Origin of the sequence: Thermocrispum municipale DSM 44069 (assembly GCF_000427825.1) — a bacterium.
Classification (GTDB): domain Bacteria; phylum Actinomycetota; class Actinomycetes; order Mycobacteriales; family Pseudonocardiaceae; genus Thermocrispum; species Thermocrispum municipale.
In genome coordinates this window covers 583,516-598,250 of sequence record NZ_KE386593.1, presented here as the reverse complement: position 1 = coordinate 598,250, position 14,735 = coordinate 583,516, and the positions used below count along the sequence as shown (strand labels likewise).

Here is a 14,735-nt window from a genome sequence, read left to right as displayed (position 1 = left end):
CGGCCGCTTTCTTGTCACAGGCGCACGAGCGGCAACAAGCCACTCAGATCGGCGCGTGTGCCCGACGCGCTGACCGCGCCACTGTCGACTGCGCTCTGCCAGTCGCGCCTGCCCAGCGCCAACTCGAGCCACGTCCGCGGCTGCATCTCCACCACGTTCGGCGGCGTCCCCCTGGTGTGCCGGGGCCCCTCGATGCACTGCACCGCGGCGAACGGCGGGACCCGCACCTCGACCGTCCGCCCCGGCGCGTCCGCCGCCAACGCGTGCAAGCTCAACCGCACGGCTTCGGCCAGCTGAGCACGGGACGGCTCGGCGGCGTCCGGCTCGCCGTCCAGCCACTCCACCACGGCCTGCATGGCCTGCCGCAACCGCACTGGATCCGACGTCACTGCCATGGCTCAAGCATGCCTGGCGACACCGACCGTCAGCCCATCAGGTGACCACTCGAGTCGCTGAAATCGATCACCCCGGTCATCGTGAGAAATGTTCACCACCGATCGCTACGACCAGGGAGGGCCCGTGCCGCTTTCCATCCGACGTGCGGTTGCGGCGGCGGCGAGCGCCTCGCTGGCCGCCACCGTGCTCACCCCGATCGCCCACGCACACCCGTCGACCGCCACCGATACGTTGTCCGCCGCGCAGCCGTCGGATCCGTACGCGCACGCCGACGAGCACCACGCGGGTTCCCAGATCGCCAAGCACGAAGGCAGGCTGCGCGGCAGTCCGCCGAAACGCCACCGCCCACTCGGCAACGACGTCAGCCGCTGGCAGGGCGAGGTCAACTGGTATCTGGTGAAGAAGAAGCGGGCGAAATTCAGCTACATCAAGGCCACCGAGGGCACCGGATACCGCAACAAGCATTTCGCGCAGCAATACAACGGTGCCGCCAGGGTGGGCCTGATCCGCGGCGCCTACCACTTCGCTCGCCCGGACGTGAGCGGCGGCGGTACCCAAGCCAAGTACTTCGTGCGACACGGCGGCAATTGGCGCAATGACGGCCGCACCCTGCCCGGCGCGCTGGACATGGAATACAACCCGTACGGCAAGGACAAGTGCTACGGGTTGAGCAAGCGGCAAATGCGCTCCTGGATCAACGCATTCGTGCGCACGTATGCCGACCTCACCGGCCGCCTGCCGGTCATCTACACCTCGACCAGCTGGTGGAAGCTGTGCACCGGCAACTCCGGCGCGTTCCGCAAGAGTCCATTGTGGATAGCGCGCTACAACTCCTACATCGGCGCGCTGCCCAAGGGCTGGAGCAGGCACACCATCTGGCAGTTCTCCGACTCCGGGTCGCTGCCCGGCGATCAGAACTACTTCTACGGCTCGATGGACAAGCTGCGCAAACTCGCTCGCGGGTGAATCACTTCCGGCCATCACGCAGCGCACGCAAAACTACTCCGTCCGAGTGTACGAAATCGGATTTCCTCATGATTTTTTTGCCACTTGGACATCGGACTGTAGAAATTTGCGTGATCTCGTGACAAGCGCGTGATTATCGTCGAGAATCTTCCCCGGCGGACCCTGCAAACCGCCACAAGACGAGGGCACGGAGGACACTCCCATGAGGACAATCTCATCGCGGCGGCTGCGTGCCGCCGCCGTCGCCGCGGCATGCGTGGCGAGCGCGTTGACATTCAGCGGCCCGGCGACCGCAGCGGAGGCGACGCCGTCCGACATCGACCGTTACGTGGCCGAATACGACCACCCGATGGGCTCGCAGATCCGCAAGCACGAGGGCGGGCAGAGCACAGCGCAGGCGGCGCCGTCCGACGTCTCCGCGGCCGCGACCGTCGCGGGCATCGACGTCAGCGGCCACCAAGGAAACGTGGACTGGAACTACTGGTGGAACCAGGGCAAGCGGTTCGCGTACGTCAAGGCCACCGAGGGCACCGGCTACAAGAACCCGTACTTCGCGCAGCAGTACGTCGGCTCGTTCAACAAGGGATTCATCCGCGGCGCTTATCACTTCGCATTGCCGGACCGTTCCAGCGGAAAGGCGCAGGCGAACTTCCTGGCGGACAATGGTGGCGCATGGTCGGCGGACAATCAAACGCTTCCGGCGGCGTTGGACATGGAATACAACCCGTACGGCCCGACCTGTTACGGCTTGACCAAGTCGCAGATGCAGGCGTGGATCAAAGATTTCCACGACACCTACCACGCGCGGACCGGTCGCTGGCCGGTGATCTACACCTCGACCAGCTGGTGGAACCAGTGCGTGGGTAGCGGCCACGGCCTGCAGAACACGGTGCCGCTGTGGGTCGCGCGGTACAACGACTCGGTCGGCACGTTGCCGTCCGGCTGGAGCGTGTGGTCGTTCTGGCAGTACACCTCGAGCCCGATCGACCAGAACCGGTGGAACGGTTCGATCGAACGACTGCGGGTGCTGGCCAACAACGGCTGACTTTTCCGACCACCCCCTCGGCCCGCCGGGCGGCAAAAACGTCCGGCGGGCCGACGCTTGTCGTACCTTTTCGTACCCACTGCACGTCACCGGGCGTCACCAGGCAAGATTCTGTCGAGCACCGGACGGCACGGGGAACCGTCACGTCACTCGCGGCGTCGGAGCTCGCAAGCAGCGCGGGGAGGCCCGATGTCCGATTCCCTTTCGCCGAGAGCCGGCCGAGGCCGGCGGCCCCACGGCTCCGATTCGTCCTGCCCTGGCACGACGATTTCGGGAAAGGGCGTCGACGGAGACGTCACTCCGCCACTTCTCGAACCGATCGGAACGCCATGACGAATCCGCACGACCCCTACAACCAGGGTTATCAGCAGAATCCCTACCCGGGAGGGCAGGGATACCAGCAGCAGGGCGGCTATTACGACCAGCAGCAGTACCCGTCCACCGGCGGCTTCCCAGCTGGTGGCGGCTATCCGAACACCGGCGGCTTTCCTGCCGGTGGTGATTACCCGCCCACGGGTGGATATCCGACCGGCGGCGGTTATCCGCCTCAGCCGCCGAAGAAGTCCAACACCGGAATGATCGTCGCCATCGTCGCGGTCGTCGTCCTGGTGCTGGGCACGCTCGGCATCACCGGATTCGTCGCCCCCGGGTTCTTCCTCTCCGACGACGAGAAGTCCGACAGCGGCGGCGGTGGCGGCGACGACCCGAAGTCGAGCCCGCAGGCGTTGGCGGACAAGATCGTCGCGGAACTGAACAACAAGAACGCCGAAGGCCTCAACGCACTCAAGTGTGCGACCGCCGAACCCACCGTCACCAGCGCGATCAACATGGTTCCGCAGGTCGACTCCGCCAAGCTGGCGGGCGACGTCCAGCAGATGGACAACCAAGCCAGCGCGCAGGTTTCCATCACCGCCCGCGGCACCACGATGACCGCCACCGGCACGATGCTCAAGAAGGACGACGGCTGGTGCTGGCAAGGGGTCAGCATGGGCACAGGCGGTGGTGGCGGCGGCGACATCGACGTCCCGCCACCGAACGGGCCGAACCCGCCCGACATCTCCTCCCTCCCCGATCCGGGACAGTCGAACGTGCCGCCGGAAGCGGCCAAGCAAGTCATCAACGACTTCGTCAACAAGATCAACAGCAAGGACGCCGGTGGCGCCAAGGCGCTGCTCTGTTCGGAGCCGCTCGGCAGCCTCGTCGACAGCACGCTGTCCAAGAACCCGCGCATGATTCTCGGCGAGGCGACGGGCAGCCCGACCTACGTGACGATGCGGGTGACCGGCTCGACGTCGACCAACTCTTCCGCGACAGGCCTGGTGGCGGCGCGGCAGGACGACTCGAGATGGTGTGTCGGCATCTTCTACTTCTCGTGACGAAGCCCTGAACCGATTGGAACGATGACGAATCCGTACGACCCGTATCACCAGGGGCAGGGCTACCCGTACCAGGGCAGCCCCGCCGGAGGAACCGAGCGAGGACGCCTCCAGCCCGGAGATCGTGGCCGACCGCATCATCATGGCCTTGAAGGAAGGCGACGTCGGCGCGCTGGAAAACCTGATGTGCCCGGACGCCAAGGAGAAGCTCAAGGGCGTGGTCGGCGAAACCGATGCGGACTCGGTGGACCTGGTCGGCGAGATCCGTCAGGTCAACGAGGACGAGGCCAAGTTCGACATGACCCTGACCATGTCCGGCGCCCCGTTCAGCGCCTACGCCAGGCTGGCCAAGCTGGACGGGGAATGGTGCTGGGGCGGGATGACGATCGTTCCGGCGCAGGAGTCCGATGTGAAAGCCGAGCGTCCGTCCACCCCCGAGATATCCGGCATGCCCACCGAGGCCGACGCGCTCGAAGCGGGCAGGAAGCTGGCGAAGCAGCTCGTCGACAAGATCAACAATGGGGTCGCGGCGGGCACCCGCGCGCTGTTCTGCGACGGGGACAACAGGTTGGTCGAGACCATCATGAAATGGCAGCCCAAGATCGTCATGGGGGAGACGACCGCCGATTCCGGCATGAAAGCGTCGACCGATCTCATCGGATCGAGGTCCGACGAGCCGAACGCCAAGGGGTTCGTCTCGGTGACGTTCGATCTGCCCGAAGACTCGTGGGACCTCAGCAAGGGCACGTGGTGCGTGGACGGGTTCCACTTCTACTGACGAACACCAGCGCACGTGATGCCCGCACGGCCAACCGGTCGTGCGGGCATTCCCTCGTCGAGTGCGGGTCGGCTGCGGCGCAGGATGGGGAACACCGCCGTAAGGTCGTCACGGCGAGGTACCGGAGGTTCCATGGGCGTGGACGAGCTGCAGCAGCTGGTGGGCGACAACGACGTGGCGGGCATGCAGCGGTGGCTGGAAGAGCATCCGCCGCACGTCGTCGCCGACGAGCTGGCGCGGCGGGACGCGATCCAAGCGGTGCTGCTGTTCCGCTTGCTGGACAAGAACAAGGCGCTCGCGGTGTTCGAGGAGCTGGATCCGGTCGACCAGCAGAAGATCCTCGAAGGGCTGCGGGACAAGGCCTTCCGCGAACTCGTCGAGGCGATGGACCCGGACGACCGGGCGATCCTGCTCGGTGAAGCGCCCGCCAAGTTCACCCGGCGCGTGCTGGCCGGCCTGTCGCCCCGCGAGCGGGAGATGACCGCTGCGCTGCTGGGCTACGAGGACGGCACGGTCGGCCGGATCATGAGCCCCGAGGCGCTGGTCCTGCGCGAGGAGCTCACCGTGCGGCAAGCCCTCGAACTCGTCCGTCGCCGCGGGCCGGACGCCGAAACGATCTACACCCTGCCGGTCGTGAACAACAGCAGGCGCTACCTGGGCTACGTGACGCTGCGGGAGCTGGTGCTGGCCGATCCGAACCAGACGGTCCGTGAGCTGGCCCACGAAGACCAGCCCGGCGCGCACACCACCGACGACGCCGAGGAAGCCGCCCGCTTGCTGCAGGACCTGAACGTCCTCGCGCTGACCGTGGTGGACAGCGAGGACCGGGTGGTCGGTGTGCTGACCATCGACGACGCGTTCGACGTAATCGAAGCGGCGGACACCGAGGACGTCGCCCGTCAGTCGGGTGCGGAGCCATGGGCCGGCCACTACATGGCGGTCAGCGTGCTCGCGCTCGCCCGCTCGCGCGTGGTCTGGCTGCTGTTGCTGATCGTGGCCGCGACGCTGACCGTCGGTGTGCTCGAGGCGTTCGAGTCGACGTTGTCCAAGGTCGTGCAGCTGGCGGCGTTCATCCCGCTGCTGGTCGGCACCGGCGGCAACAGCGGTGCGCAAGCAGCGACCGCGGCCGTGCGCGCGCTGGCCGTCGGTGAACTACGCGGCAGAGACGTCCTCCGCGTGGCGCTGCGGGAGTCGCGCGTCGGACTGCTGGTCGGCATCGCGCTCGCCACCGTCGCGTTCATCTTCGCGTCCCTGGTCGCGAACACATCCATCGCCACGGCGGTGGCACTGTCCCTCATCGTGATCTGCGTGTGGGCAGCGATGATCGGCGGGACCATGCCGCTGCTGGCCAAGCGGGTCGGGATCGACCCCGCGGTGGTGTCCGCGCCGCTGGTGACCACGCTGGTGGACGCCACCGGCCTGATCATCTACTTCCTGATCGCCCGAGCGGTGCTGGGTATTTGAGTCGCCGCATGCTCGGCCGGCTTCGCCGGGCAGGACGTTGCCGCGCGCGGGCCGCGCTGGAACCTAGGTCAGAGTGGACAGACTTCGGGTCAGATCGGCGATGGACGCCACGGTCGCGTCCGGGCCTGCGGCATGTAGCCGAGTGCGTTTGTGTGGTTTGTTGATGTAGGCGATCACCCGTGTTCCGGCGTTTCGAGCGGCCTGGACGTCGCTGACGGAGTCGCCCACCAGCACGCATTGTCCGGGCCACATTCCGTGGCGTGCCATCGCGGTACGCACCAGGTGTGGATGCGGCTTCAGCAGATCGGGCCGGCCGGGCACCCGCCCGACCACAGTGTCGACATGACGACCGAGATCGTGCTTGTCCAGAAAGGTCCGAGCCGCTGCCGTGGAATTGTTCGTCACGAGGCAGACGGGGACACCCACGGTCGCGAGTGCGGAAAGCAGATGAGCAATGCCGTCGGTCGGTTTGGCCGCCTGTACCGATCGCACCTCAAGCGAGGTGAGCAAGGCGTCGATGTCGTCGGCTCGCCCCTGGGTGGCCGCGTATCGAAGGACGACGAACGGATCAGACGCCTCCGTCACGGCGGGCGGCAGCGGGCCGGTCAGCTCGGCACGCAGTCGGCGTGCGACATCGGGAGCCGGTATGCTGCTGAAAACCGAGCACACCGGACCGTCGAAGTCGAGCAGAACGCAGTTGGCCGACCTGATCAGTCGAGCCGCGGCGGTCATTCGGACAGCCCCCGTGCAACGGTGTTCCACATACTGTCGAACCAGGTGCGCGACTGCTTGACGAACTGTGACCCGACGTCGTCGTCATCGGGGTGGATGGCGAGGTGCGACAGCAGGGCGTCTTTGCCCATCAAGTCCCACATGGGAGTAGGTTCACCAGCCAGTTCGACCGTATGTTCGCGCACGGGATAGAAGCCGAAGAACACCTCCGTGTCGTTGATCAAGTAAAGCTTGAAGAGTGGCACGGTCGGACAGACCCGGACCTCGGCGTGCGCTTCTTTGACGAGGCCAAGCTTGCCGAGCTCATCGACCGCGTCGACAACGGCTTCAGTGTGGCGCTCCATGATCCTTCGAGCGCGCGTACGGAAAGCAGGGCTATCGGCCATGTCCTCGACACGTGATGGCAGACTCCAGGGGCGAGCCGGGTCGGGGACCAGGATGCGCAGAGTTATCGATTCGGGCATGAGGGCCCCAGCGCGGATTTTGTCCAGAGGTTCGGCGATCGCTCCGTGTAGTGTCTCTCCGGAAAAGCCCACGAAATCGATTGAGACGTGTGGCTCCGTGAACGCTCGTTCAAGATGAGGGCGCAGGCCGACAGGCCGCTCCGTTCGCGCTCGTACGAACACGCCGCTTCCCTGCCGCGAGATGACCAAACCTTCGTCGCGGAGGACTCGGATCGCTTGCTGGATCGTCATGCGGGCGACTCCGTAGCGCTTGGCTAGCTGAGGGCCTGAAGGAAGCTTCTCACCCGGTTCTAGTTTGCGTGTCAGGATCGCCGCGCGTAGTGCGTTCGCTACTTGCAGGTAAGGCGGTCGGGGGTCATCCGGGTCGAGTGCGTCCACGTGGCGAAGTCTAGGCGACTTCCTGCTTTCCCTCGGCTGACTAATGCAGCTTGACTAGCCAAGCTAGGTAGGTAGCGTTATCTAGGTAAGCTAGACAAGATGCTTGAAGAAGGACTTCCGCGGGATGACGACAGAACGATTGCGCGGCTCAGCCGAGAAAACGTCGAAGGTTCGTGAGGACTGGCCGTCGAGCCGCGAAGAGTGGATGCGGACTCGTCATGCGTACGAGTACTGGCATCCGCAGTATGTGTGTGCCAGATGCGGATTGTGGCCGGGCACTGGCGTTCACCAGGAGCATGCTCCGTGAGCGACGAAGACGTGGTGCTGGCCGTCGTGCTCCGTCAGCTGCAGTGGGCGTTGGACAGCGTGGCCCGTGACGTGGGGAGTCTGACGGCCGACCGCGCCGCAGAACTGGCTGTGCTGCTGGAGGACACGGCATCGCTGGTACGTCACGCCAGAGGGCGTAACGAGAGGCTGGGCCTCAGAGGTGAACACGATTCCGACACATGACCGCTCGATGCTGGCCCTGGAGCTGGAGCGCCTGCAAGCCGCCACACGACACCCGGCCACGAGGCTGAGCCCCGCGGCCGGGCCGCCGAGTTTCGTTGTGCCTTCGCGTCAGTCGAACAGCGCGGGCAGCGTGCCTTCCCAGGCTTGCCGCAGCTCTTCCAGCGGGAAGGTCGCCACGTCCTGGATCTCCAGCTCGCCCGACTCCGGGTCCACCACACCGGTACGCCGCCACGGCAGCCCGCGCGCGGTACACATCTCGGTGAACCGCAGCTCCTCGGTGCGCGGCACCGCGACCAGTACCCGGCCAGCCGACTCGGAGAACAGCTGGACGAACGGGTCCTGGTCCTCGTCCAGGATGATGCGCGCGCCGGTCTGCCCGATCAGCACGGTCTCCACCAGCGCCTGGGCCAGCCCGCCCTCGGACAGGTCGTGGGCGGCGGACAGCAACCCGTCGCGCGAACCCGCGACCAGGATCTCCGCCAGCAGCTTCTCCCTGGCCAGGTCGACCTGCGGCGGCCTGCCGCCGAGGTGCCCGTGCACGACGTGCGCCCACTCCGAGCCGCCGAACTCGTCACGAGTCTCACCGAGCAGGATCAGGGTCTCGCCCGCCTCCGCGCCGATACCGGTCGGGATACGGCGGCGGACGTCGTCGATCACGCCGAGCACGCCGACGACCGGGGTCGGCAGGATCGCGGTCGAGCCGGTCTGGTTGTAGAAGCTGACGTTGCCTCCGGTCACCGGGATGCCCAGCTCCCGGCAGCCTTCGGCGAGGCCCTTGACCGCCTGCTCGAACTGCCACATCACGCCCGGGTCCTCCGGCGAACCGAAGTTCAGGCAGTTGGTCACCGCCAGCGGGGTCGCGCCCGTGGTGGCCACGTTCCGATAGGCCTCGGCCAGCGCCAGCTGCGTGCCGACGTACGGGTCGAGCTTCACGTACCGGCCGTTGCAGTCGGTGGACGCCGCCACGCCGCGCCCGGTCTCCTCGTCAATGCGGATCATGCCGCCGTCCGACGGCTGCGCCAGCACGGTGTTGCCCCGCACGTAGCGGTCGTACTGCGACGTCACCCATTCCTTCGACGCCAGGTTCGGCGACGAGATGAGTTGCAGCAGCGTCTCGCGCAGCTCTTCCGGCGTCGACGGCCGTGGCAGGTTCGCCGGGTCGTCCGCCTGCAGCTCGTCCTGGTCCGCGGGGCGCGCGATCGGCCGGTGGTACTCCGGGCCCTCGTGCGCCACGGTCCGCGGCGGGACGTCCACGACGGTCTCGCCGTGCCAGGTGATGACCAGCCTGCCGGTGTCGGTGACCTCGCCGATCTCGGTGGCCAGCACGTCCCACTTCTTGCAGACCGCCATGAAGGCCTCGACGTCCTCAGGCCGGACGACCGCGCACATGCGCTCCTGCGACTCCGACGAGAGGATCTCGGCAGGCGTCATCCCGCCGGCGCGCAGCGGCACCTTGTCCAGCTCGACGTGCATGCCGCCGTCACCGGCGGAGGCCAGCTCCGACGTGGCGCACGACAGCCCGGCGCCGCCGAGGTCCTGGATGCCGACCACCAGCCGCTGGGCGAACAGCTCCATGCAGCACTCGATCAGCACCTTCTCCGTGAACGGGTCGCCGACCTGCACCGACGGCAACTTCTTGCGGCTCGCCGCGTCCTCGTCGTCGGAGAAGGTCTCCGACGCCAGCACGGACACGCCGCCGATACCGTCCAGGCCGGTGCGGGCGCCGAACAGGATGACCTTGTTGCCCACGCCGGAGGCCTTCGCCACGTGCAGGTCCTCGGTGCGCATCGCACCGATGCACATGGCGTTGACCAGCGGGTTGCCCTGGTACGACGGGTCGAAGACGACCTCACCGCCGATGTTGGGCAGGCCGAGGCAGTTGCCGTAGCCACCGATGCCCGCGACCACACCGGGCAGCACGCGCTTGGTGTCCGGGTGGTCGGCCGCGCCGAACCGCAGCGGGTCCATCACCGCCAGCGGCCGCGCGCCCATGGCGATGATGTCGCGCACGATGCCACCGACGCCGGTGGCCGCGCCCTGATACGGCTCGACGTACGACGGGTGGTTGTGCGACTCGACCTTGAACGAGACCGCCCAGCCGTCGCCGATGTCCACCACGCCCGCGTTCTCCCCGACGCCCGCCAGCATCTTGGCCTGCATCTCCGGGGTGGTGTTCGCCTTCCAGTGCTTCCAGTGCACCTTCGACGACTTGTAACTGCAGTGCTCGCTCCACATCACCGAGTACATGGCCAGCTCGGCCTCGGTCGGCCTGCGGCCGAGGATCTCGCGGATGTGGGCGTACTCGTCGTCCTTCAGCCCGAGTTCGGCGTACGGCTGCGGGCGTTCCGGGTCGGTGGCCGCCTTCTCGACGGTGTCGATCTCGGTCATGCCGTCACCAGGGAGCGAGTCGCGTCCAGCACCGAGTAGAAGACGCCGAGGCCGTCGTCGGACGGGCCGGTGAGTGCGTCGATGGCGTGCTCCGGGTGCGGCATCAGGCCGACCACCCGGCGGTTCGCGCTGCAGATGCCCGCGATGTCGTTGATCGAGCCGTTCGGGTTGCCGTCGACGTAGCGGAACACCACACGACCCTCCGCCTCCAGCTCACGGACCGTCTCGGCGGAGGCGGTGTAGCGGCCGTCGATGTTCTTCACCGGGATGAGGATGTCGGCGCCGGTGTCGAACCGCGTGGTCCAGGCCGTCTCGGTGTTCTCCACCCGCAACCACTGGTCCTTGCACACGAAGTGCAGGCCGACGTTGCGCAACATCACGCCGGGCAGCAGTCCCGCTTCGCACAGGATCTGGAAGCCGTTGCAGATACCGAGCACCGGCATCCCGCCACGGGCCGCGTCCACCACGGACTGCATGACTGGCGCGAAGCGTGCGATCGCGCCGGCGCGCAGGTAGTCACCGTAGGAAAAGCCGCCAGGCACGACCACGGCGTCCACACCCCGCAGGTCGTCGTCGGCGTGCCACAGCGACACGGCCTCCGCGCCGACCGCACGGGCCGCGCGGGCTGCGTCGACGTCGTCCAGCGTGCCGGGGAACGTGATGACGCCGATCTTCACGACTCCACCCGCCGCACCACGTAGTCCTCGATGACGGGATTGGACAGAAAACTCTCGGCGATCTTCGCCAGGGTGGCGTCATCCACCTCGTCATCCACTTCCAACTCGAAGTGCTTGCCTTGCCGCACGTCTTTCACCCCGGTGAACCCGAGGCGCGGCAGCGCTTTGACGATGGCTTGACCCTGAGGGTCGAGGATCTCCGGTTTGGGGATGACGTCGACGACGACCCGAGCCACACGAACTCCCGAAAATGGCGGGGAAGGGGACAAGCCGAGCGTAGCCGACCTCGGCCGTCGTTCTCGAGCTCGGTTCCCGCTGGTGTGAGGCGCGCCGCTGCCCGCTGCGCTCAGGGCACGATCTGGATCTTGTCGCCGACCTGAAGGTGGAAGAAGAACTTGCGCGCCGGGGTCTTGGTCAGGCGAACGCACCCGTGCGAGCCCGACTGCACGCTGCCGTAGTGGAACGCGTGGCCCTGCCAGGTGAAGAACACCGAGTACGGCATCGGCCCGTCGTACTGCTGGCTCCAGTAGTTCTTCCGCTTGTACTTCACGGTGAACGTGCCGGTCGGCGTGCGGTAGCCCGGCTTGCCGGACGCGATGCGCACCGGGCCGTAGATCGTGCTCGAGCCCTTGTACTTCAGCCATGCGCGCTTGGCGCTGAGGTCGACACAGGCCCGCGACGCCCATGTCTTGCTGCACGGCCAGCTGCCGTATCCGCCGGACGCTGCGGACGCCGCCGGCGTCAGCACGAGCACCGTCGCGAAGCTGACCAGCAGCGCGGCCAGCAGCGCCGCCCCCTTGCGCACGAGGCTTCTCACCGGGCTCATCGCAGGCCTCCCTGTCCGCCGACGGCCGTGATCAACGTGACCGGATCATCGAGACATCGCAGTGTAGTGTTACCGCTGCGGAGCGTGTCCAGCCGGTTCTGCTGCCAGCGAGTTCGCTCGCCATCGGCGCCCCGGGCGCGGCAAGCTTCGAGGTATGCGACTGCTGATCTTCGGAGGCACGGTCCTGCTGAGCCGTGCCGTGGCGGCCGAAGCGGTCCGGCGAGGGCACGACGTGGTGTGCGCCGCGCGCGGCAAGTCCGGCTCGGTTCCCGAGGGCGCCCGCCTGGTGCGCGTCGATCGTGACGACCCGTCGACGCTCGAGCAGTTGTCCGGCGAGCAGTACGACTCGGTGCTCGACACGTCCTTGTTGTCGCACACGTGGACGGCCGACGCGCTGCGCGTGCTGGGCGGGTCGGCGCGGCACTGGATGTTCGTCTCCTCGGTCAACGTCTACGCGGATCACCAGCAGCGCGGGCAGCGCCCTGGTGCCCCGGTCCTCGCCCCCCGCGCCGAGCACGCCACCGTCACCGACGGCGGGGTCGACCCCCAGCTGTACGGGGCGATCAAGGTCGCCGGCGAGAACGCGGTGCTGGCCGCCTTCCCCGACGCGTTCGTGGTGCGGCCCGGTCTGATCAGCGGTCCCGGAGATCACACCGACCGGTTCGGATACTGGCCGATGCGCTTCGCCCGCGGCGGCCAGGTCGTGGTGCCGGACGTTCCGGAACAGCCCGCGCAGTACGTCGATGTGCGCGACCTCGCAGCCTGGATCGTCGACGCCGCCGAGCAGCGGATCGGCGGGGTGTTCGACGCGATCACCCCGCCCGCGCCACTGCCCGACGTGCTCGCCGAGATCGCCGAGGCCGTCGGATTCGACGGGGAGCTCGTGCCCGCCCCGGTCGAGAAACTGCACGAGGCCGAGGTCAAGCCGTGGTCGGGCCCGCGCTCGCTTCCGCTGTGGGCGCCCGCGGACATGTACGGCATGCTCGCCCACGATGCCGAGCCCGCCGTCGCGGCAGGGCTGCGCCACCGATCACTCGCCGACGCGGCGCGCGCGGCACTGGAGCACGAGCGGGCGCTCGGCGTGGATCGTGAGCGGCTCGCGGGCTTGTCACCCGAGGACGAAACCGCGGTGATCTCGATCGTGGGGAAATAGCGGATCTCTGACGAAAGTCGGGTCCCCCGGGCACCGCGCTCGACATAGGGTGAGCACCGTCCGCGCACCGGCGTGAGCCGACCGTGACCATTTCTGGAGGACTACCCATGCCAGCTTCGAGCCGCGCGCGTCGCGTCGGGTCAGTTGCCGTCGTCGCCGCCGTGACCGCCGCGTTGAGCGCAGCCGCCAGCCTGCCCAGCACCGCAGCGACCGCGCCGGTGGCCGCCCACCAGGTGTCCCACACGCCGGTCGCGCAGGTGACACCCGCGGATTGGGAAGAGGGCTTGCGGTCGTACTTCGTGCTGACAGACCCGGCCGATGTCGAAGCGGCGAAGAAGGCGGTGGTCGACAACGGCGGCACGGTGTTCGCCGCGTACGACAAGATCGGCGTGGTCGTCGCGCACGCCAAGGGCGAGAAGTTCGCCGACGCCGTACGCGGGGCCGCCGGGGTGCAGGCCGTCGGCGCCACGCGCACCTCGGATGTCCCCAAGGAGGCCTACGACCCGCAGATCCCGCAGGCTCCCACGCAGCAGGAGCCCAGCGAGGACGAGACGGTGCAGTGGGACATGGAACAAATCCGCGCGGACGAGGCGTGGGAGGTCACCACCGGTTCGCCGGACGTCACGGTCGGCGTGCTGGACACCGGCGTGGACGACCAGCACGCGGAGCTGAAGGACAACTTCGACGCGAGCAAGTCCGCCTCGTGCGCCTACGGCAAGCTGGACGACCGCGAGGGCTCGTGGCGGGACACCGGCTCGCACGGCACGCACGTGGCGGGCACGATCGCGGCGGCCAAGAACGGCAAGGGTGTCGTCGGTGTGGCGCCGGGGGTGAAGATCGCGTCGGTGCGCATCGCCGAGGAACCCACCGGCCTGTTCTTCCCGGAGAACACCGTCTGCGCGTTCATGTTCGCCGGTGACAAGAAGTTCGACGTCACCAACAACAGCTACTACGTCGACCCGTGGCAGTTCACCTGCCCGGACGACGAGGATCAGGCCGCCATCCTGGAAGGCGTGAAGCGTGCGGTGCAGTACGCGCGCAATCAGGGCGTGCTGAGCGTGGCCGCGGCGGGCAACTCGAACTACGACCTGGCACACAAGACCACGGACAGCTCCAGCCCGAACGACTCGACGCCGATCACCGACCGGCCGATCACCAACGCCTGCCTGGACATTCCGACCGAACTGCCCGGCGTGGTGACGGTCGCGGCCACCGGTGATTCCGACCTGAAGTCGTCGTACTCGAACTACGGCGCGGGCAAGATCGACGTGGCCGCTCCCGGCGGCGACCCGGGCAACCAGGACCAGGGCGTCTACTCCACCGTGCCGGGCGGCAAGTTCGGCTACAAGGCGGGTACGTCGATGGCTTCGCCGCACGTCGCGGGGGTGGCCGCGCTGCTGGCCAGCGTTCACCCGGACGCCTCGCCGGCCAAGCTGACGGCGCTGCTGCGCAAGCAGGCGCAGGACCTGCCGTGCCCGGAGGACGACCGGTGCACCGGAGGCGACGCGGTCAACTCGTTCTACGGCGAAGGGCAGGTGGACGCCGCCGAAGCGGTGGGCTGACCCCGGCGGAGCCACGCACC

15 protein-coding genes are annotated in these 14,735 nt (G+C 67.6%); 8 read left to right on the top strand and 7 right to left on the bottom strand.

Annotated elements, in window-relative coordinates:
• Positions 1 to 14: 14 nt before the first annotated feature.
• Positions 15 to 395: a sterol carrier family protein gene (locus tag YWM_RS0118230; protein ID WP_043661504.1), complete on the bottom strand. Its 381-nt coding sequence runs from the start codon at positions 393 to 395 to the stop codon at positions 15 to 17.
• Positions 396 to 579: 184 nt separating this feature from the next.
• Between YWM_RS0118230 and YWM_RS0118225 the strand changes: the two genes are divergently transcribed.
• From YWM_RS0118225 to mgtE, 5 genes are all read left to right on the top strand, one after another.
• Entirely contained in the window at positions 580 to 1,362 is a 783-nt protein-coding gene (locus YWM_RS0118225; protein ID WP_425426582.1) for a lysozyme, read from the top strand.
• A gap of 202 nt (positions 1,363 to 1,564) precedes the next feature.
• Entirely contained in the window at positions 1,565 to 2,407 is an 843-nt protein-coding gene (locus YWM_RS0118220) for a lysozyme (RefSeq protein WP_084612509.1), read from the top strand.
• Between the two features lie 329 nt (positions 2,408 to 2,736).
• Positions 2,737 to 3,783, top strand: a complete 1,047-nt coding sequence (locus YWM_RS0118215; RefSeq protein ID WP_028851884.1) for a hypothetical protein — start codon at positions 2,737 to 2,739, stop codon at positions 3,781 to 3,783.
• 124 nt (positions 3,784 to 3,907) lie between these two features.
• On the top strand, positions 3,908 to 4,561 hold the full coding sequence (locus YWM_RS0118210; RefSeq protein ID WP_028851883.1) for a hypothetical protein: 654 nt from the start codon (positions 3,908 to 3,910) through the stop codon (positions 4,559 to 4,561).
• 132 nt (positions 4,562 to 4,693) lie between these two features.
• Positions 4,694 to 6,025: a magnesium transporter gene (gene mgtE, locus YWM_RS0118205; RefSeq protein WP_028851882.1), complete on the top strand. Its 1,332-nt coding sequence runs from the start codon at positions 4,694 to 4,696 to the stop codon at positions 6,023 to 6,025.
• A 63-nt stretch (positions 6,026 to 6,088) separates the two neighbouring features.
• Here the strand turns inward: mgtE and YWM_RS0118200 are convergent, their stop codons facing one another.
• Together YWM_RS0118200 and YWM_RS0118195 are read right to left on the bottom strand one after the other, a co-directional pair.
• Positions 6,089 to 6,757: an HAD family hydrolase gene (locus tag YWM_RS0118200; RefSeq protein WP_028851881.1), complete on the bottom strand. Its 669-nt coding sequence runs from the start codon at positions 6,755 to 6,757 to the stop codon at positions 6,089 to 6,091.
• Positions 6,754 to 7,599 (bottom strand): GntR family transcriptional regulator, encoded by an 846-nt coding sequence (locus tag YWM_RS0118195; protein ID WP_028851880.1) that lies wholly within the window; start codon positions 7,597 to 7,599, stop codon positions 6,754 to 6,756. Before YWM_RS0118195 ends, YWM_RS0118200 begins: the two co-directional genes overlap by 4 nt.
• Before the next feature lie 303 nt (positions 7,600 to 7,902).
• Between YWM_RS0118195 and YWM_RS0118190 the strand changes: the two genes are divergently transcribed.
• Positions 7,903 to 8,109 (top strand): hypothetical protein, encoded by a 207-nt coding sequence (locus tag YWM_RS0118190; protein ID WP_028851879.1) that lies wholly within the window; start codon positions 7,903 to 7,905, stop codon positions 8,107 to 8,109.
• 108 nt (positions 8,110 to 8,217) lie between these two features.
• Here YWM_RS0118190 and purL read toward each other — a convergent pair whose 3' ends face one another.
• The 4 genes from purL to YWM_RS0118170 form a co-directional block, all read right to left on the bottom strand.
• Positions 8,218 to 10,497, bottom strand: coding sequence for a phosphoribosylformylglycinamidine synthase subunit PurL (gene purL / locus YWM_RS0118185; protein ID WP_028851878.1), 2,280 nt, complete (start codon positions 10,495 to 10,497; stop codon positions 8,218 to 8,220).
• A complete protein-coding gene (purQ, locus tag YWM_RS0118180; protein ID WP_028851877.1) occupies positions 10,494 to 11,174 on the bottom strand; it encodes a phosphoribosylformylglycinamidine synthase subunit PurQ in 681 nt (226 codons plus the stop codon). Before purQ ends, purL begins: the two co-directional genes overlap by 4 nt.
• Positions 11,171 to 11,410: a phosphoribosylformylglycinamidine synthase subunit PurS gene (purS, locus tag YWM_RS0118175; protein WP_028851876.1), complete on the bottom strand. Its 240-nt coding sequence runs from the start codon at positions 11,408 to 11,410 to the stop codon at positions 11,171 to 11,173. Before purS ends, purQ begins: the two co-directional genes overlap by 4 nt.
• Positions 11,411 to 11,520: 110 nt before the next feature.
• A complete protein-coding gene (locus YWM_RS0118170) occupies positions 11,521 to 12,000 on the bottom strand; it encodes a L,D-transpeptidase (protein ID WP_245566086.1) in 480 nt (159 codons plus the stop codon).
• Positions 12,001 to 12,154: 154 nt separating this feature from the next.
• On the opposite strand from YWM_RS0118170, the gene YWM_RS0118165 reads away from it, so the two are divergent.
• Positions 12,155 to 13,153: an NAD-dependent epimerase/dehydratase family protein gene (locus YWM_RS0118165; RefSeq protein ID WP_028851874.1), complete on the top strand. Its 999-nt coding sequence runs from the start codon at positions 12,155 to 12,157 to the stop codon at positions 13,151 to 13,153.
• Positions 13,154 to 13,260: 107 nt separating this feature from the next.
• Positions 13,261 to 14,715 (top strand): S8 family peptidase, encoded by a 1,455-nt coding sequence (locus tag YWM_RS24475; RefSeq protein ID WP_084612508.1) that lies wholly within the window; start codon positions 13,261 to 13,263, stop codon positions 14,713 to 14,715.
• Positions 14,716 to 14,735: the final 20 nt, after the last annotated feature.